Annotated in this window: 15 protein-coding genes; 7 read left to right on the forward strand and 8 right to left on the reverse strand. The window is 67.6% G+C overall.

Going from position 1 to position 13,784, the window contains the following annotated elements; all coding sequences use genetic code 11:
* Window positions 1-72 precede the first annotated feature (72 nt).
* From ACZ4SV_RS16910 to ACZ4SV_RS16920, 3 genes are all read right to left on the reverse strand, one after another.
* Complete coding sequence (locus ACZ4SV_RS16910; protein ID WP_468005070.1) at window positions 73-1,563, reverse strand: DEAD/DEAH box helicase; 1,491 nt, start codon at window positions 1,561-1,563, stop codon at window positions 73-75.
* 180 nt (window positions 1,564-1,743) lie between these two features.
* Window positions 1,744-1,947 carry a cold-shock protein gene (locus ACZ4SV_RS16915; RefSeq protein WP_058943069.1) on the reverse strand — a complete coding sequence of 68 codons (204 nt, stop codon included), beginning with the start codon at window positions 1,945-1,947 and terminating at the stop codon, window positions 1,744-1,746.
* A 612-nt stretch (window positions 1,948-2,559) separates the two neighbouring features.
* Window positions 2,560-2,781, reverse strand: a complete 222-nt coding sequence (locus ACZ4SV_RS16920) for a hypothetical protein (RefSeq protein ID WP_365883974.1) — start codon at window positions 2,779-2,781, stop codon at window positions 2,560-2,562.
* Between the two features lie 403 nt (window positions 2,782-3,184).
* Between ACZ4SV_RS16920 and ACZ4SV_RS16925 the strand changes: the two genes are divergently transcribed.
* Window positions 3,185-3,616, forward strand: coding sequence for a DUF7144 family membrane protein (locus tag ACZ4SV_RS16925; RefSeq protein ID WP_468005073.1), 432 nt, complete (start codon window positions 3,185-3,187; stop codon window positions 3,614-3,616).
* Window positions 3,617-3,739: 123 nt separating this feature from the next.
* Here ACZ4SV_RS16925 and ACZ4SV_RS16930 read toward each other — a convergent pair whose 3' ends face one another.
* The 3 genes from ACZ4SV_RS16930 to ACZ4SV_RS16940 form a co-directional block, all read right to left on the reverse strand.
* Window positions 3,740-4,597, reverse strand: a complete 858-nt coding sequence (locus ACZ4SV_RS16930; protein ID WP_468005075.1) for a carbon-nitrogen hydrolase family protein — start codon at window positions 4,595-4,597, stop codon at window positions 3,740-3,742.
* A gap of 5 nt (window positions 4,598-4,602) precedes the next feature.
* Window positions 4,603-5,016, reverse strand: coding sequence for a hypothetical protein (locus ACZ4SV_RS16935; RefSeq protein WP_468005077.1), 414 nt, complete (start codon window positions 5,014-5,016; stop codon window positions 4,603-4,605).
* Window positions 5,017-5,098: 82 nt separating this feature from the next.
* Window positions 5,099-5,446, reverse strand: a complete 348-nt coding sequence (locus ACZ4SV_RS16940; protein ID WP_365882612.1) for a helix-turn-helix transcriptional regulator — start codon at window positions 5,444-5,446, stop codon at window positions 5,099-5,101.
* A gap of 131 nt (window positions 5,447-5,577) precedes the next feature.
* Between ACZ4SV_RS16940 and ACZ4SV_RS16945 the strand changes: the two genes are divergently transcribed.
* The 4 genes from ACZ4SV_RS16945 (at window position 5,578) to ACZ4SV_RS16960 (ending at window position 8,236) form a co-directional block, all read left to right on the forward strand.
* Complete coding sequence (locus tag ACZ4SV_RS16945) at window positions 5,578-6,039, forward strand: STAS domain-containing protein (RefSeq protein WP_468005080.1); 462 nt, start codon at window positions 5,578-5,580, stop codon at window positions 6,037-6,039.
* A gap of 244 nt (window positions 6,040-6,283) precedes the next feature.
* Window positions 6,284-7,366 carry an alpha/beta fold hydrolase gene (locus ACZ4SV_RS16950; protein ID WP_468005082.1) on the forward strand — a complete coding sequence of 361 codons (1,083 nt, stop codon included), beginning with the start codon at window positions 6,284-6,286 and terminating at the stop codon, window positions 7,364-7,366.
* A 73-nt stretch (window positions 7,367-7,439) separates the two neighbouring features.
* Window positions 7,440-7,634 (forward strand): hypothetical protein, encoded by a 195-nt coding sequence (locus ACZ4SV_RS16955; RefSeq protein WP_468005084.1) that lies wholly within the window; start codon window positions 7,440-7,442, stop codon window positions 7,632-7,634.
* A gap of 44 nt (window positions 7,635-7,678) precedes the next feature.
* Complete coding sequence (locus tag ACZ4SV_RS16960) at window positions 7,679-8,236, forward strand: CGNR zinc finger domain-containing protein (RefSeq protein WP_468005086.1); 558 nt, start codon at window positions 7,679-7,681, stop codon at window positions 8,234-8,236.
* Between the two features lie 512 nt (window positions 8,237-8,748).
* Here ACZ4SV_RS16960 and ACZ4SV_RS16965 read toward each other — a convergent pair.
* A complete protein-coding gene (locus ACZ4SV_RS16965; RefSeq protein WP_468005088.1) occupies window positions 8,749-8,994 on the reverse strand; it encodes a hypothetical protein in 246 nt (81 codons plus the stop codon).
* 154 nt (window positions 8,995-9,148) lie between these two features.
* Between ACZ4SV_RS16965 and ACZ4SV_RS16970 the strand changes: the two genes are divergently transcribed.
* Window positions 9,149-10,474 (forward strand): pentapeptide repeat-containing protein, encoded by a 1,326-nt coding sequence (locus tag ACZ4SV_RS16970; protein ID WP_468005090.1) that lies wholly within the window; start codon window positions 9,149-9,151, stop codon window positions 10,472-10,474.
* Window positions 10,475-10,943: 469 nt separating this feature from the next.
* Here the strand turns inward: ACZ4SV_RS16970 and ACZ4SV_RS16975 are convergent, their stop codons facing one another.
* Complete coding sequence (locus ACZ4SV_RS16975) at window positions 10,944-12,407, reverse strand: hypothetical protein (RefSeq protein ID WP_468005092.1); 1,464 nt, start codon at window positions 12,405-12,407, stop codon at window positions 10,944-10,946.
* A 506-nt stretch (window positions 12,408-12,913) separates the two neighbouring features.
* Here ACZ4SV_RS16975 and ACZ4SV_RS16980 point away from each other — a divergent pair.
* Window positions 12,914-13,762, forward strand: a complete 849-nt coding sequence (locus tag ACZ4SV_RS16980) for a helix-turn-helix domain-containing protein (protein WP_468005094.1) — start codon at window positions 12,914-12,916, stop codon at window positions 13,760-13,762.
* Window positions 13,763-13,784: the final 22 nt, after the last annotated feature.

Raw genomic sequence — 13,784 nt, forward strand, 5'->3', positions numbered from 1 at the left:
GGCGTGCGACACGCCCGCACCGCAGCGGCTTCCAGGGCCCCTGGAAGCCCCACGGGCCCCGGTCCGGCGGTCCTACGCGGCCGACTCGTTGCCGGTCCGTCGCGGGGCCCTGCGGCCGCCTGCCGCGCCGGCGGGCCGGCCCGAGCCACCGCGGCCCCGGCGGCTCCGGGACGGCGAGGACGTGCGGCGGACGCTCTCGGCGACGGGCACGGTGATGACCACCGGGACACCGGAGGGCGCCTGGGCGCCCGTGATGCGGCTCAGCTCGGCCTCGCCCGAGCGGACCGGGGTGACCTGCGGGGTGATGCCGGCGGACGCCATCAGCCGGGTCATGCCGCGGCGCTGGTCCGGGGTCACGAGGGTGACGACGCTGCCGGACTCGCCGGCACGGGCCGTACGGCCGCCACGGTGCAGGTAGTCCTTGTGGTCGCTGGGCGGGTCCACGTTGACGACCAGGTCGAGGCTGTCGACGTGGATGCCGCGGGCCGCGACGTTGGTGGCCACCAGGACGGTGACGTGACCGTCCTTGAACTGCGCCAGCGTCCGGGTGCGCTGCGGCTGGGACCGGCCGCCGTGCAGGGCCCCGGCGCGGACACCGCTGTTCAGCAGGTGCTTGGTCAGCCGGTCCACGGCGTGCTTGGTGTCCAGGAACATGATGACCCGGCCGTCCCGCGCCGCGATCTCCGTGGTCGTGCGGTGCTTGTCCGCGTCGTGCACGTGCAGCACGTGGTGCTCCATCGTGGTGACGGCACCGGCGGACGGGTCGACGGAGTGCACCACCGGATCGGTCAGGTAGCGGCGGACCAGCAGGTCGACGTTGCGGTCCAGGGTGGCCGAGAACAGCATCCGCTGGCCATCGGGGCCCACCTGGTCGAGCAGGGCGGTGACCTGGGGCATGAAGCCCATGTCGGTCATCTGGTCGGCCTCGTCGAGCACCGTGATGCCGACGTCGACGAGCCGGCAGTCGCCGCGGTCGATGAGGTCCTTGAGCCGGCCGGGCGTGGCGACGACCACCTCGGCGCCGCTGCGCAGCGCACCGGCCTGCCTGCCGAGGGACATCCCGCCGACGACGGTGGCGAGCCGCAGGCCCACGGAGCGGGCGTAGGGAGCGAGCGCGTCGGTCACCTGCTGGGCCAGCTCGCGGGTGGGGACGAGGACCAGCGCCAGCGGCCGACGCGGCTCGGCACGCCGGCCCGCCGTACGGGCCAGGACCGCGAGGCCGAAGGCGAGGGTCTTGCCCGACCCGGTGCGGCCGCGGCCGAGCACGTCACGGCCGGCCAGCGAGTTCGGCAGGGTCGCGCCCTGGATCGGGAACGGCACGGTCACGCCTTCCCGGGCGAGCGTGCTGAGCAGGGGCGCCGGCATGTCGAGCGCGGCGAACGACTCGACCGCGGGCAACGCGGGCGTGACCGTCTTCGGCAGCGCGAACTCACCCTGCGCGGACTGCCGGTTCCCGTAGCCGCCGGAGCGGCGCGGGCCACCGGAGCGCTTCGGGGCGGAACTTCCCCCGAAACGGTCGTACGTGCGAGTGGAGCGTGTGCGATCGGTACGCGTGCGGTTCATGCAGAACCTTCCTCGATGCGGGCACGTATCAAGGAAATTCCGCAGCAGAATGAGCGGCGCAGAGAATCGCGAGAACGAGCCGGAGATATCGGGGCTGAAATGCCCCGGGAAAAGAGCGAGCTGGGGCCCGCACCCCAAGGTGCGGGCCCCAGCTGCGAAGAATGCGTCAGTGCCGGTGCGTCAGGCGGGAACGATGTTCTCGGCCGTCGGGCCCTTCTGGCCCTGCGCGATGTCGAACTTCACCTTCTGGCCTTCCAGCAGCTCACGGAAGCCCTGGGCGGCGATGTTCGAGTAGTGGGCGAAGACGTCGGGGCCGCCGCCGTCCTGCTCGATGAAGCCGAAGCCCTTTTCCGCGTTGAACCACTTCACGGTACCAGTAGCCATTTTGTTTCTCCTTCGGAGACGGTGCCAGGAAAACACCCTGTGTGTATTCCGTGTCGCCGTGATGATCTGCCGTCGGAAAAACCTTCTGGCAACCACACCTGCAACTGATGACGACACTAGCACGCCGGCACCGGCCCCGCACGGCAACTAATTCGGCGCCGCTCGGGCTCGCAGGAATATGGACGGAGCGCCGTATCGATTTCTTACACGGCGACCACAGATATTGGTTCCCGGGGGCGCGGTATTGCCGTACCGGAGTGTGCCCGCGCGGCGCTGTGACCTCCTGCGACGCCCCGTACGGCCCCGCTGCCGCCCGCGCCGGCCGCGACGGGGGACAAGCCCGCCGAAACCCGGCAAGGAGACGAAGCCCACAGGGCGTTTCGGGCGAGTCCGGCGGCGCCCCCACGCGCCCATGACGCCGCCGGAGCCGGTGTGCACGCGCGCCCGGCAGGAAACCGAAACCAGGGTTCACGGGCGCGCGGGCACGAAAAAGGCCCGGCACACGATCTCGCCTGGGCGAGGGTGCACCGGGCCGGACGAGAGTGAACCGGGCCCGACGAGGCGGTCCCCCCGGAGGGGCTGGGGGGTGTGCCGTGACCGGGTACGGCGGTCCTACAGCTTGGTCATCTTGTTGTACGGGCTCAGGATCCGCATCTGCGCCGAGCCGAAATCCACGAGAGCCGCGATTCCGTCCTCGATGCCGACGACCCGGCCGAGGCCGTACACGTCATGGTTCACCTGGTCGCCCACGGCGAAGTGCTTGGGCGCCGGTGCGACCGGGGCCTTGAAGGGGCTGGTGGCCAAGTGACGCTTCGGTGCAGCAGGCTTTGTCATGGTTCAGTATGAGCCTATCTGCGGCCCGCTTGCTGTGGCCGTGGGCACAGATCGCCACGGCGGCACCCGCGGCACGTCTCTGACCTGCGCTTACGAGATCCGGTCCGGCAAAAATCGACCGCAGATCTCCTTCGCCGACTGTATCCGACCCCCGCGCCCGGCCCGCCGGCGAACACCCCGCACCCATCCCCGACCGGCCCAACCCCACCCATTCCACCCCCGCCCCGCCCCCGGCCCCGGCGGGCCCCGAGGGTCGGAACCGGGCGAGGGGTTCGCGCCCGGCCTGTTCGCACGTCACCCGGTCGGGCTAACGCCTGTGGCCGGAACGGGTGCACCGAACGGATAGTCGAAGCAGTCGGACGTACGTCCCGCACGGCGTCCGCCGTCGAGAACGGAGCGTCCCATGACCGCACAGCCCCACGCCGGGTCCCCCTCCGGCGGTCACACCCGGAACAGTCCCTTGGCCGCCGGCGGCGCCGTCTTCGCCGGCGTGCTGTTGCTGCTGAACGGCATCCTGGCCATCCTCCAGGGCATCTCCGCGCTCGCCGCGGACGATGTCTACGCCCGGATCGACCACTACGTCTACAAGATCAACCTCACCGGCTGGGGCTGGATCCTGCTGATCCTCGGCATCATCGCCGCCCTCGTCGGCGCAGGCATACTCGCCCGCGCGACCTGGGCCCGCGTGGCCGGCATCGTGCTCGCCTCGCTGAGTCTGCTGGCCCAGTTCCTCTTCCTGCCGTACGCGCCCGTGTGGTCGCTGATCACGATGGCCATCGACGTGTTCATCATCTGGGCCCTCGCCACGTACCACCCGGAGACAGCACGGCGCTGAAGCGGCGACGCCCCCTCACCGAGGCGGGCCGGCGGCACGGTGCCGAACGCCGGGAACCGGCCGCGCTCCCCGAGGCGCGCAGCCCGCGCGCGTTCATCGAGATGTTCGCGTCGGCCACCGGCGTCACACCACGAACGCACCCTTCGCCGGGAGCGGGGCGGCGCGGTCCAGGTCCCGGAGCATGGTCAGGCCGCGGCGGGTCCCGGCCAGCACCGCGTCGTCGAGGTCGGTCACCACCAGTTCCGCCGCCCGGTCACCGGCTTCCGCCAGGGTGCGCCCGTCCGGTCCGTACACGGCGCTGCGGCCGCAGAAGTCCCACGGTCCCTGCGGGCCGACGAAGTTGGCGAACAGCACGTAGAAGGTGTTCTCCAGAGCGCGGGCCGGGAAGTACACCGAACGGCGGTGGTCGGAGTCGCCCCGGACGAACGCGCCGCCGCACAGATAGGCATCGGCGCCGGAGCGCGCCGCGGCCCGGGCGTGCTCGGGAAAGCTCGCGTCGTAGCAGATGCCCAGGGCCAGCCGCCACCCGTCCACGGTCAGCGTGCGGCTCTCGGTGCCCGGCACGAACAGCCGTCGCTCGGGCTCCTCGAGCCGGCTCTTGCGGTAGTCGGCCAGGATCCCGCCGTCTCCGCCGACGGCGATCGCCGAGATCGCCGACTTCGTACCGGCGGGGACCGGGGCACCGACGACGGCGGTCACGCCGGTGGCCCGGCACGCCTCGCGGACCGCGGTCAGCGCGGGGTCGTCCAGGGACAGCGCGCCGGCGGGCAGGTGGGCCGTGAGCCATCCGGGCTCGTACCCGGTGAGGGAGAGTTCGGGGAACTGGACGACCCGGACCCCGGCGTCCGCCGCGCGGGCGATGACCGCCGCCGCCTCGGCCGCGTTGTGCAGCGTGTCGCCCGGACGGGCGACGGTCTGCGCGACGGCGACCCGCAGCGGAGCACGCGAGGACGTTTCGGTGGGGGCTATGTACGACTCCATGATGATCATGATCGTACGGGGATACGGTCACCAAGCGGAGCAGCGCTCGGCGTGCCCGGGGTGAGCGGATCGTCAGCCGCGAACACCGTGATCAGAGGCGCGGACAGCCGCGCTTTCCGGCCGTGCTCACCGGCGACGACCACGTAGCCGTTGGCGAGCAGGCAGCCGTTGGCGGTGCCCGCGTCGCGGCGGAAGACCCCGGCCACGAACGCGGCGTGCTCGGCCCGCAGACGGTCGAACGCGGCGAAACCGGTCTCGACGACGAGCCGGCGCACGAGGTCCTCGCCGGCCATCCGCTCGACGCCCTGCCGCGTGGTCACGGCGCCGTGCGGCGGCTTGCCGCCGACGCACAGCTCCGTCACGGCCGTGACTCCGGCCTCCAGCAGCCGCGCGCTCTCCACCGCGAGAGCCGATCCCACGCACCGGCCCCGGAGTATCAGGGGCCGATCGCCGGCCGCGGGTTCACCGCCGGGGCCGCCGGAGGAGGGGACTGGCCGGCGGTCAGGCCGTCGCGGGCTGCCGGCTGGGCTGGTCGCTGCGGTCCGCCTCGTCCGCGACGAGCAGGGAGAGCAGCGAGGCCACCGTCAGCCCCTGGTCCGCCTCGGCGGGATGGCGGAGCACCTTCGTGGGGTCGATCTGGTACGTGTTCCCGCGCCCCTCCCGCGTGTGCGAGAGGTAACCGTCCCGTTCGAGGTCGGAGATGATCTTCTGAACCGCACGCTCGGTGAGCCGGCAGTACGCGGCGATGTCGCGGATCCGCGCGTTCTGGTTGTCCGCGATGGCAGCGAGGACGCGGGCGTGGTTCGTCAGGAAGGTCCAACCAGTGTGTGTCTCGGGCACTCCGTCCATGCTGCGAGTTTACCCAACCTCACTTTCACGCATCCGGAAACACGTATTACATTTCATGTATCGGCGGACGTGCCCCGGGCGTACGGGGAGGCGTGGCCGTAGACGTCGTCGACCAGACGCGGGAGCGAACCATGCACGGCCTTGCCCACGGCGGTACGACCGCGGCGCCCGGCCTCACCGGCCCTGGCGGCACGCAACGCCGTACGCCGCCCAGCCTGGTGACCGCCGCGTACGCGCCGTGCGGTAGCCGGACCCGGGTGACCGTCACGGGTGAACTCGATTTCGACTCCGCCCGCGCCCTGTGGCCCGGTCTCCAGGAGGCACTCGCCGGCGCGTCCGCCGGCCTCGACTTCGATCTCGGCGGTGTCGGCTTCTGCGACTGCGCCGGTTTCAACTTCCTGCTGGACCTGCGCAAGCAGGCCCTGGGACAGGGCAAGACCGTCGCCCTCCATGCCGTCAGCCCCGCGGTCGACAGACTGCTCACCCTCATCGGGGCCCGGGAACTGTTCACCGCGCCGCGTCCGCCCTGCACCGACGGCCCCCTTCCGGCGGACGCCCCTCCTGTGCTGCGGAGCCGGGTCAACGCCGGATGACGGGGCCCGTACGTCCGCGGTGCCGCCGAGCCGGCTGAGAGACCGCTGTCGCCCGTCACCGGTCAAAGCGGTGATCGTGCGCGTCCGGGCGGGTGTCATTAGGTGATTCGGTAGGACTTTCGCGCCTTTTGGGCGTGAACCCCTCGCCGTAGGCAGGATAGACGTCACCGTCTTGACCAGTGACGCCCCGTGTGGAACAGTCGGTCGCCCGCAGGCCGGTGACAACAGCACACGGAGGATGCGCATGATCGACAGGCGCAGTTTCGGCAAGGTCCTGGGCGTGGGCACAGGCGCGGCCGCCGCTTCACTGGCCGGCCTGCACACCGCGTCGGCCACGACGCGGAGCGCATCCAGCACGGCCGCCGCCACCCCGAGCGCATCCACCGCGCCGGCCGTTCCCGCGACCGCTCCCGGCGCGCACCCCGCCTTCCCACGGCTGAAGCAGATCAAGGCCGGACTGCTGAACGTCGGCTATGCCGAACTGGGCCCCGCCCACGGCCCCGCCGTCATCTGCCTGCACGGCTGGCCGTACGACATCCACAGCTACGCCGATGTCGCTCCGCTGCTGGCCGACGAGGGCTACCGGGTGATCGTCCCGTACCTGCGCGGTCACGGCACGACGCGTTTCCTGTCCGACCGGACGTTCCGCAACGCCCAGCAGTCGGTCATCGCGCTCGACATCGTCGCCCTGATGGACGCGCTGAAGATCGAGAAGGCCGTACTGGCCGGTTTCGACTGGGGCGCGCGCACCGCCGACATCATCGCCGCGCTCTGGCCCGGACGTTGCAAGGCCCTGGTGTCGGTGGGCGGATATCTGATCACCGATCGCGAGGCCAACCTGAAGCCGCTGGCACCGAAAGCCGAACACGCCTGGTGGTACCAGTACTACTTCGCCACCGAGCGTGGCCGGCTCGCCCTGGAGGACAAGACCCTGCGGCACGACCTGACCAGGCTCGTCTGGGACACGGTCTCCCCGTCCTGGGAATTCGAAGACGCCACCTTCGAGCGCACCGCGGCGGCCTTCGAAAACCCCGACTACGCGGCCGTCGTCATCCACAACTACCGCTGGCGGCTGAGCCTCGCGGACGGCGAGCGCGGCTACGACGGACTCGAGAAGCAGCTCGCCGCGCGCCCGGTGATCGGGGTACCCACCGTCACACTCGACGCCGGACGCGACCCCTTCACCGCTCCGGGCGACGGCACCGCGTACAGGGACCGGTTCGTCGGCGCGTACGCGCACCGAACCTTGCCGGAGACCGGCCACAACGTCCCGCAGGAGGCACCCGCAGCCTTCGCCCAGGCCGTGGTCGACGCGGACCGCCTCTGACGGCACGACGCACCCCTCGGACTCACCCACTGGACAGGTGATCCGACCGCCGTACACCGAAGGGAGTCCGGGCATGGAAATCCGGGAAGCCGGGGACGGCACCACAGCGGCACGCAGAGCGCGGTTCGGCACGTTGCCCGAGCGGGTCCGCCCGCAGGACATGGTCGAGGAGCGGCCGCCTGCGCCGAAGGACCCGGCACGCTACGCCGATGACCCCGAGGCCACCTGGAGGTCCTTCTCGTGCCTGGCCGCCGATCTGGGCCTCTGATCAGGATTCTTGCCCGGTGAACAGTCACCTGTCAGGATGGTGACGTGAACCTCGATCATGTCTTCGTCTGCGGAGACCCGGCACTCGATTTCGTCGCGACGCTGCGAGCACGCCGTTCGGCGCGCTTCGAGATGTTCGTGACGCCGGACAGGCTGAACGCCTGGTACGTGGAGTCCCGCATTGTCGACGCGGTCTCGCCCGGTCAGGAGGCCGACGTCGAGCAGGCGACCACCGTACGGGAAGCGATATACCAACTGGTCACCGCCCGCCGGCTCGGCGAGCGGTACGACGGGGCGGCGCTGACCGTGGTGAACAACGCCGCGCGGAAACCACCCGCGGTGCCGCAGCTCACTCCGGCGGGGCGGTGGACACAGGCGACACCGGAAGAAGCCCTCTCCCTGGTGGCCCGCCACGCCATCGAGCTCCTGAGCGGCCCGGACGTACCCCTGCTCAAGGAGTGCGGCAACCCGGAGTGCACCCGCACCTACATCGACCGCTCGCGCGGCATGCGCCGACAGTGGTGCGGAATGGAGTCCTGCGGCAACAAAATCAAGGCAGCCGCATACCGAGCCCGAAAGAAAACCCCGCCCACTACTGCCTGACCCAGGGGAGGAGCGGGCGTCGCGTCCGGGGGCCCGGAAGCGCGGGATGTTCCGGCCTTCCCCCGGCAACCGGGGCACACGGCCCGACCGGACCTCCGCCGGAGTCGCCTCACGCGGTACTCGTGTCTCACTCATGGGACGACCATCCCGGCCACGGCACGACAGACCGGAATAACAGAGCCAAACTCATCCCATGGAGTGGAGCGGGGGCGCTCCGGCGCGTAACTGCCCGGACAACAAACAACCCCCGGGTCTCTGACCTGGGGGTTTGTCATGGAGCGGGTGACGAGAATCGAACTCGCGCTCTCAGCTTGGGAAGCTGCGATCTCTAGCGGCCGGTACGGCCACTGACCTGGGCGAACGGCCTGGACGTGGCGTCGTCGGGGAGGGCGGCCTTCACCGTGATTCCCCGCTGTTCCCCGCTCGATCTGGTGCACTTGTGGTGCGGCCTCGACTGCGTCACAGCTAGTGGGCCCTCAGCCAATCCAGTCGGGAGGGCCCGTCGTTGCCGGCTAGGACGTCAGCCAGTCCGAAACCTCGGCCCAGCGGATCTGCTGAGCCCCGTGCATCAGTGCCAGGGCGGCGGAACTACTGAGCGCCCGGACCAGCATGCTCGCTACCGGCCTTCGCCCGCTGCTGCGCGGCTCCGGTACTGATGCGGCCGTGGCACTGGCTTGCCCCTCGTGTACAACGATCACCGTCATTCCCTCAACTGCTTCGCCTACCTGGACCAGCACCACCCGGACACTCTTGCTCATGGTCGTCCTCCTCCTCATCCGGTCGCCATCGGTACGAGGTTGACCACCGTCGGCCTTGGCGAGTTTGATCGCGGACCGACCGCGAACGCGCCCCGAACAGGGCGGCAACGGGTTTCCTGGTGATCGATGCATTGGCGGGAGGGATCCTGAGAGGATGGAGGATGAAGGTGTGAACGAGGGGGCTGCGGACTGGCAGGAGGCCGTCCGACGATTCGGCCGCCTGCTCGGCCAACTGCGTGTAGAGGCCGGACTGACCGTGCGCGAGCTAGCCACGGCCATCGGGGTCGCCGCCGCGACCGTCTCGAAGACCGAGAACGGGGGCCACGCCAGGCCACAAGACTTCTACGTCGTCAAGCAGTGGGTCACGGCCTGCGCGCAACGCGCGGACGAGCGCGGCGGATTTTCGATCCCGGTGACACTCGACTGGTGGCGCGAGAAGCACGGTCAACTAGAACGCCTGCACCAGAAATTGAGCCTGCAACCACTACGCTCCGAGGTCGCTGGTCCCACCACCCCAACGACGGGCCCCAGGCACGAGCACGATTCCCACTCGGTCCCCTTCGAGGTGTTGCATCAGAAGGCGGTGGATCACTTGGCCGACGGTTCGCCTCACGTACGCATGGCCGCTCTACGCACGCTGGGAGACCTTGGGGACATGTACCCACAGAAGCGGCAGCGCATCGTCGACGAGCTGTGTGACTACCTCCGTATTCCTCCGGATACTAGTGTCGCTGGCGAGGGCCAGGTCAGGCGCACGGCCCAGATGGTGCTGGCGGACCGGCTGCGACCTAAACGCCGTGGGGACGCGACGGCCACGAACTCCGCCTTCTGGCCAGACATGGACGTCGACCTCAAGCGGGCATATCTCTGCGACGTGTACTTCAACGGCTGTGAGTTCCGCCGCGCCGACTTCGACGAAGCACAGTTCGAAGGGGAAACCCATTTCGAAGGGGCGCGCTTCATTGGAGAGGCTAGATTCGTCGGAGCCGTGTTCCTGGGGTATGAGGTCTCTTTTAATAGGGCGCGCTTCGAGGCGATCAGTTGGTTCCGCTGGGTGGCCTTCCACGGTTACGCCTACTTCCAGGGCAGCTACTTCGGCTTCAACGCCGAGTTTTCGCGATCGCAGTTCAGCGAGAACGCCTACTTCGATCATATGACGGTACGAAACTGCGCTTGGTTCACCCACGCCGTTTTCCACGGATCCGTCACCTTCCAGCGCGCCCGGGCCGAGAGTGCGAAGTTTTGGCTCGACTCCTTCCGGGCGGGTGTCGACTTCCGGAGGGCACGGTTTGCCTCGCCACCAGAGGTCCGCGAGTGCGAGGTAGTCGGCCATGCTGAGCGGCACTGGCCCGATAATTGGGTGGAGCTGGCGGCGGAGGACGCCTGCGGATTCGTCGACTCGTGGCCGGTGGACTGGGCTGCGGTCGTTGAGAAGGCGCATGCTGAGGAAATCCGAGCTTGGTGGCAATCTCGGTCCTGACTGGTCCGTCGCCTGCAACGCCGCAGTCCAGATCTGCGACCACGGATTCGCCAGCTTCTCAGCTGTACGGCCTGACGTACCTACTTCGCCGCTGTACTGCAACGGTTCCGGAAGGGGCTTGCTAGTCAAGCATAAGTGCTGATGAGCGACGCAGATACCTGTCTCCGAGTCGTTCCTATCCACGCATGGTCCAGTACGCCGCTGCTACTCCTCGATCTCGTCGTCGGCCACGGCCTGGATAAATGCCTTCAGATCCTTCTCGTCCGGTGGCTTCCCTGCCCGTGTAGCGAAGACCCGGTAGCAACGGGACCCTTGCCAGAACCGCTTCTTCCTGAGGCTCTATGGAGGACAACACAAGACGTATGCTGCCAGGTTCTCCGCAAGCCTCAACGGGCCGACCACGGCCATCGTACGCTTCGAATAATTCATCAGTATTCTCGATGATTTCTTCCGCGGCCGCTCGGTGACTTTACGTGTTGCTTGCTGAGCTGCGTGGTGTTATGTCGATACGTGCGACTTCGATCGTGCAGCCTGTGGCCTCACTGGCCAGCGCTGCTTCGGAGTCCAGTTTGCGCCATCTTTCTTTCATCGGCGGGGTGACTGAGTCGCGGACAGCCAGAAATATTGCATGCTTGGTCTTCTGGCTCTGCATATAGATCGGCGTCTGAGTACGCAGGCCGTTCCAGAACTCTCCATGCGTCAGCTTCTTCATTTCCAGCAGGATGCGTATGTTGCCGGCGGATGTGAAGGTGAAGTCCACAGGGCCTCGGCCGGTTTCGATCTCGCGGTCGAGGATTACACCAGCCTGCTGGCAGTAGTGGTCCAGCACTCCGAGGAACAGAAGCTGCATGTTTGTTTCCGGCACAGGCTTAAGAGAGGTACGGTCTTTCCAGAAAACCCGCCAACCTCCCTTCTCTTCGACCCAGTGCTTGAAATGATTAATCGCTGAGTGGGCAAAGGCCAGCAGATCCTCGTGGCTCTGGATTTTTGTTTGACCCGCATCGGCCGCGCCTGGGACTGCTTGCCTGGCTAGGCGCTGCCAATTGACATGAAGCATCGGGTCCAAATCCACGTCGTAGGGCTCAGACCCCCGTTCCTCCACGTAATGAATCCACTCGCGAACGATCTCGGGACTTTGACGTGCGAGCGCTACAATCTCATCCTTCCTCATGTTCTCCGAGATTTTGAGATTCAGGTCGTCTCTAAGAGAAGAATCCAGAAAGTCTCCCCAGTTGTCAGATGAGAGGGTCGGGAGTTCTCGGAGGAAACGCTTTGGAAGGAGGAGGATTGGGCGGCCGCTTTCCGGGTCCACCGGCACCATGTGCTCGTCATCCATCCAGCGTGCTCGCATTTCATCAAATCTGCTATGCCTGATTTCGTGGACCTCCATGGGAACGTCGAAGGAGTGGCATACGTTCTGCGTGTACTCGATGAGTCGAGGTTTGAGCAGATTGCAGGTGATGTCAGATATGCGATCTCGATTTATCCCTGACACGAGGATTCCTAGCTCCTCGAAATGACCAACGTCTTCTATACCTCTGTTGATCGCTTGAGTCATCGCTTGTACCACCTTGGCGGCCAGACCTGGCCCCGAGCCTGAACCCGCCGCGTTCTTACTTGCGAAACCGAGCCGGAACTCCTTCGGCTCCGGAAATTCCATCAGGGTCAGAGTCCGCTTGAAATACTGATGCTGCGGGTTTAGTTTGCTCCGCGCCAACATATTGAATGCGGACTGGAAGTAATCCATAATTTCGCCGTATCCCTGGCGCCACTTCTCATCCTTGTCGGCGAAGATGAGGAAGGGGTCAACGAACAGCAGGGTGTCGTTTTCCAGTATCGGGTCGAACCAGTCGTATTCGGACTTGTACTCGATATCGAAAAGCTCGCTGAAGTACATAGCGCCCCCCTTGCTGTTGACAGCAGATGCAGTCATCCCCTGATCATGATGACGTGGACTGGCCGTCTCGCCTAGTGCGCGTCCGTCCGTGGTTTTGAGTCAAACCGGATAGCCCTGTGCCTGGCTCGCAGCCGGTGGAGCGGCTTTGGGCGGGAGCTGCTTTGGCGCGAGTGATCATGGCCCCGTAAGCTTCCGGCGCGTCGGGCAGTCTGTGGACCTGCCCGGTAAAGCACGACGTTGGGGCCATGATCTTCGAGGCTCGCGCCAAAGTGGCTGCCTAAAGCCGTGGAGCCGGCCGCCCCAGCCACGACCTACCCCTTCTCTGACATCAGGCGGCTGACTACTTGTGCGCGCGGCACGGGCGCCGGCCGGGCTGGAGCGGGGCGGAGACAGGAGCGCAGGCCCGGCCGGGGGCCGGGCCGCGCGCGGGGAGCGGAGCGAGCCGCCTTGAACCAGTAGAGAAAGTTTGAATCACGCTCGGTTGGTGGTCGCTGTGTCCGGTCGTACCGGTGCCTGCTGGCTCGTGGTGTAGAACCCTGGACATGGGGAGTGAGCGGCGGGAGCGGATGAAGGCGCTGGGTGCGCGTCTTCGTGTGCTTCGTGGAGAGTCGGGTCTGACGGGTGCCGTGTTGGCGCAACGGGCCGGCGTAGGTCAGCCGACCGTGTCCAAGATCGAGACCGGGCGCATGGTGCCGAGCCGGGACGTGCTCGACCGGCTCCTGGGCGCCCTCGGCGTGGATGAGTCGGTCTCTCGTGAGGTGCGGGAGCTGCTGGCGGGCGTCGTTGCCGCCGAGGACGACGAGCCGACCTCTGGTGACGTCGCCGAGGGCACCACCGTTGACGAAGAGGTGCGATCCGCTCAGTCGGTCCGCTCGTTCCAGTGCGTTGTTCTGCCGGCCATGTTGCAGAGCGCGGAGTACGCCCGGCACGTCTTCCAGAGCGCCCCGCGCTCGACGCCCGAGGCTGTCGGTCGGGCCGTTGCTGCCCGTGTGGATCGGCAGAGCGTGTTGTACGAGCCGGGGCGGGAGTCGGTGTTCGTGGTCACCGAGGCCGTGTTGCGGACCTGGCCGGGGAGTCCGGCGCTGATGCTCGCGCAGTTCGACCGGCTGCTGGCGGTGGAGAGTCTGAGCACGGTACAGCTCGGGGTGATTCCCTGGCGTCGGCCGGTGCCGGTGCTGCCGCGGCACGGCTTCACCTTGTGCGACCAGAGGGCGGTCGTGATCGAGACGTTCGACAGCGAACGCGTGTCCACTGACGCTGCTGAAGTGGCCGCCTACCAGGAGACCTTCGCCCACTTCGAGAGCGCTGCCATCTTCGGTCCCGAGGTGCGCGAGCTGCTGCTGCGTGTGATGAAGGAGTTCCGCGACCTGGGAGACTCCCTCACTCCTTAGAGGAATAATTCCTCTCGATGCC

It is taken from the genome of Streptomyces sp. NPDC027672, from assembly GCF_055566335.1.

What these genes read in the sequence shown, in the direction of transcription:
- ACZ4SV_RS16945 (WP_468005080.1), top strand. Translation starts at nt 5,578, where the DNA reads ATGCACGGCCTTGCCCACGGCGGTACGACCGCGGCGCCCGGCCTCACC.
- ACZ4SV_RS16925 (WP_468005073.1), top strand. Translation starts at nt 3,185, where the DNA reads ATGACCGCACAGCCCCACGCCGGGTCCCCCTCCGGCGGTCACACCCGG.
- ACZ4SV_RS16910 (WP_468005070.1), bottom strand. Translation starts at nt 1,563, where the DNA reads ATGAACCGCACGCGTACCGATCGCACACGCTCCACTCGCACGTACGAC.
- ACZ4SV_RS16930 (WP_468005075.1), bottom strand. Translation starts at nt 4,597, where the DNA reads ATGGAGTCGTACATAGCCCCCACCGAAACGTCCTCGCGTGCTCCGCTG.
- ACZ4SV_RS16920 (WP_365883974.1), bottom strand. Translation starts at nt 2,781, where the DNA reads ATGACAAAGCCTGCTGCACCGAAGCGTCACTTGGCCACCAGCCCCTTC.
- ACZ4SV_RS16970 (WP_468005090.1), top strand. Translation starts at nt 9,149, where the DNA reads ATGGAGGATGAAGGTGTGAACGAGGGGGCTGCGGACTGGCAGGAGGCC.
- ACZ4SV_RS16955 (WP_468005084.1), top strand. Translation starts at nt 7,440, where the DNA reads ATGGAAATCCGGGAAGCCGGGGACGGCACCACAGCGGCACGCAGAGCG.
- ACZ4SV_RS16940 (WP_365882612.1), bottom strand. Translation starts at nt 5,446, where the DNA reads ATGGACGGAGTGCCCGAGACACACACTGGTTGGACCTTCCTGACGAAC.
- ACZ4SV_RS16915 (WP_058943069.1), bottom strand. Translation starts at nt 1,947, where the DNA reads ATGGCTACTGGTACCGTGAAGTGGTTCAACGCGGAAAAGGGCTTCGGC.
- ACZ4SV_RS16965 (WP_468005088.1), bottom strand. Translation starts at nt 8,994, where the DNA reads ATGAGCAAGAGTGTCCGGGTGGTGCTGGTCCAGGTAGGCGAAGCAGTT.
- ACZ4SV_RS16950 (WP_468005082.1), top strand. Translation starts at nt 6,284, where the DNA reads ATGATCGACAGGCGCAGTTTCGGCAAGGTCCTGGGCGTGGGCACAGGC.
- ACZ4SV_RS16975 (WP_468005092.1), bottom strand. Translation starts at nt 12,407, where the DNA reads ATGACTGCATCTGCTGTCAACAGCAAGGGGGGCGCTATGTACTTCAGC.
- ACZ4SV_RS16980 (WP_468005094.1), top strand. Translation starts at nt 12,914, where the DNA reads ATGGGGAGTGAGCGGCGGGAGCGGATGAAGGCGCTGGGTGCGCGTCTT.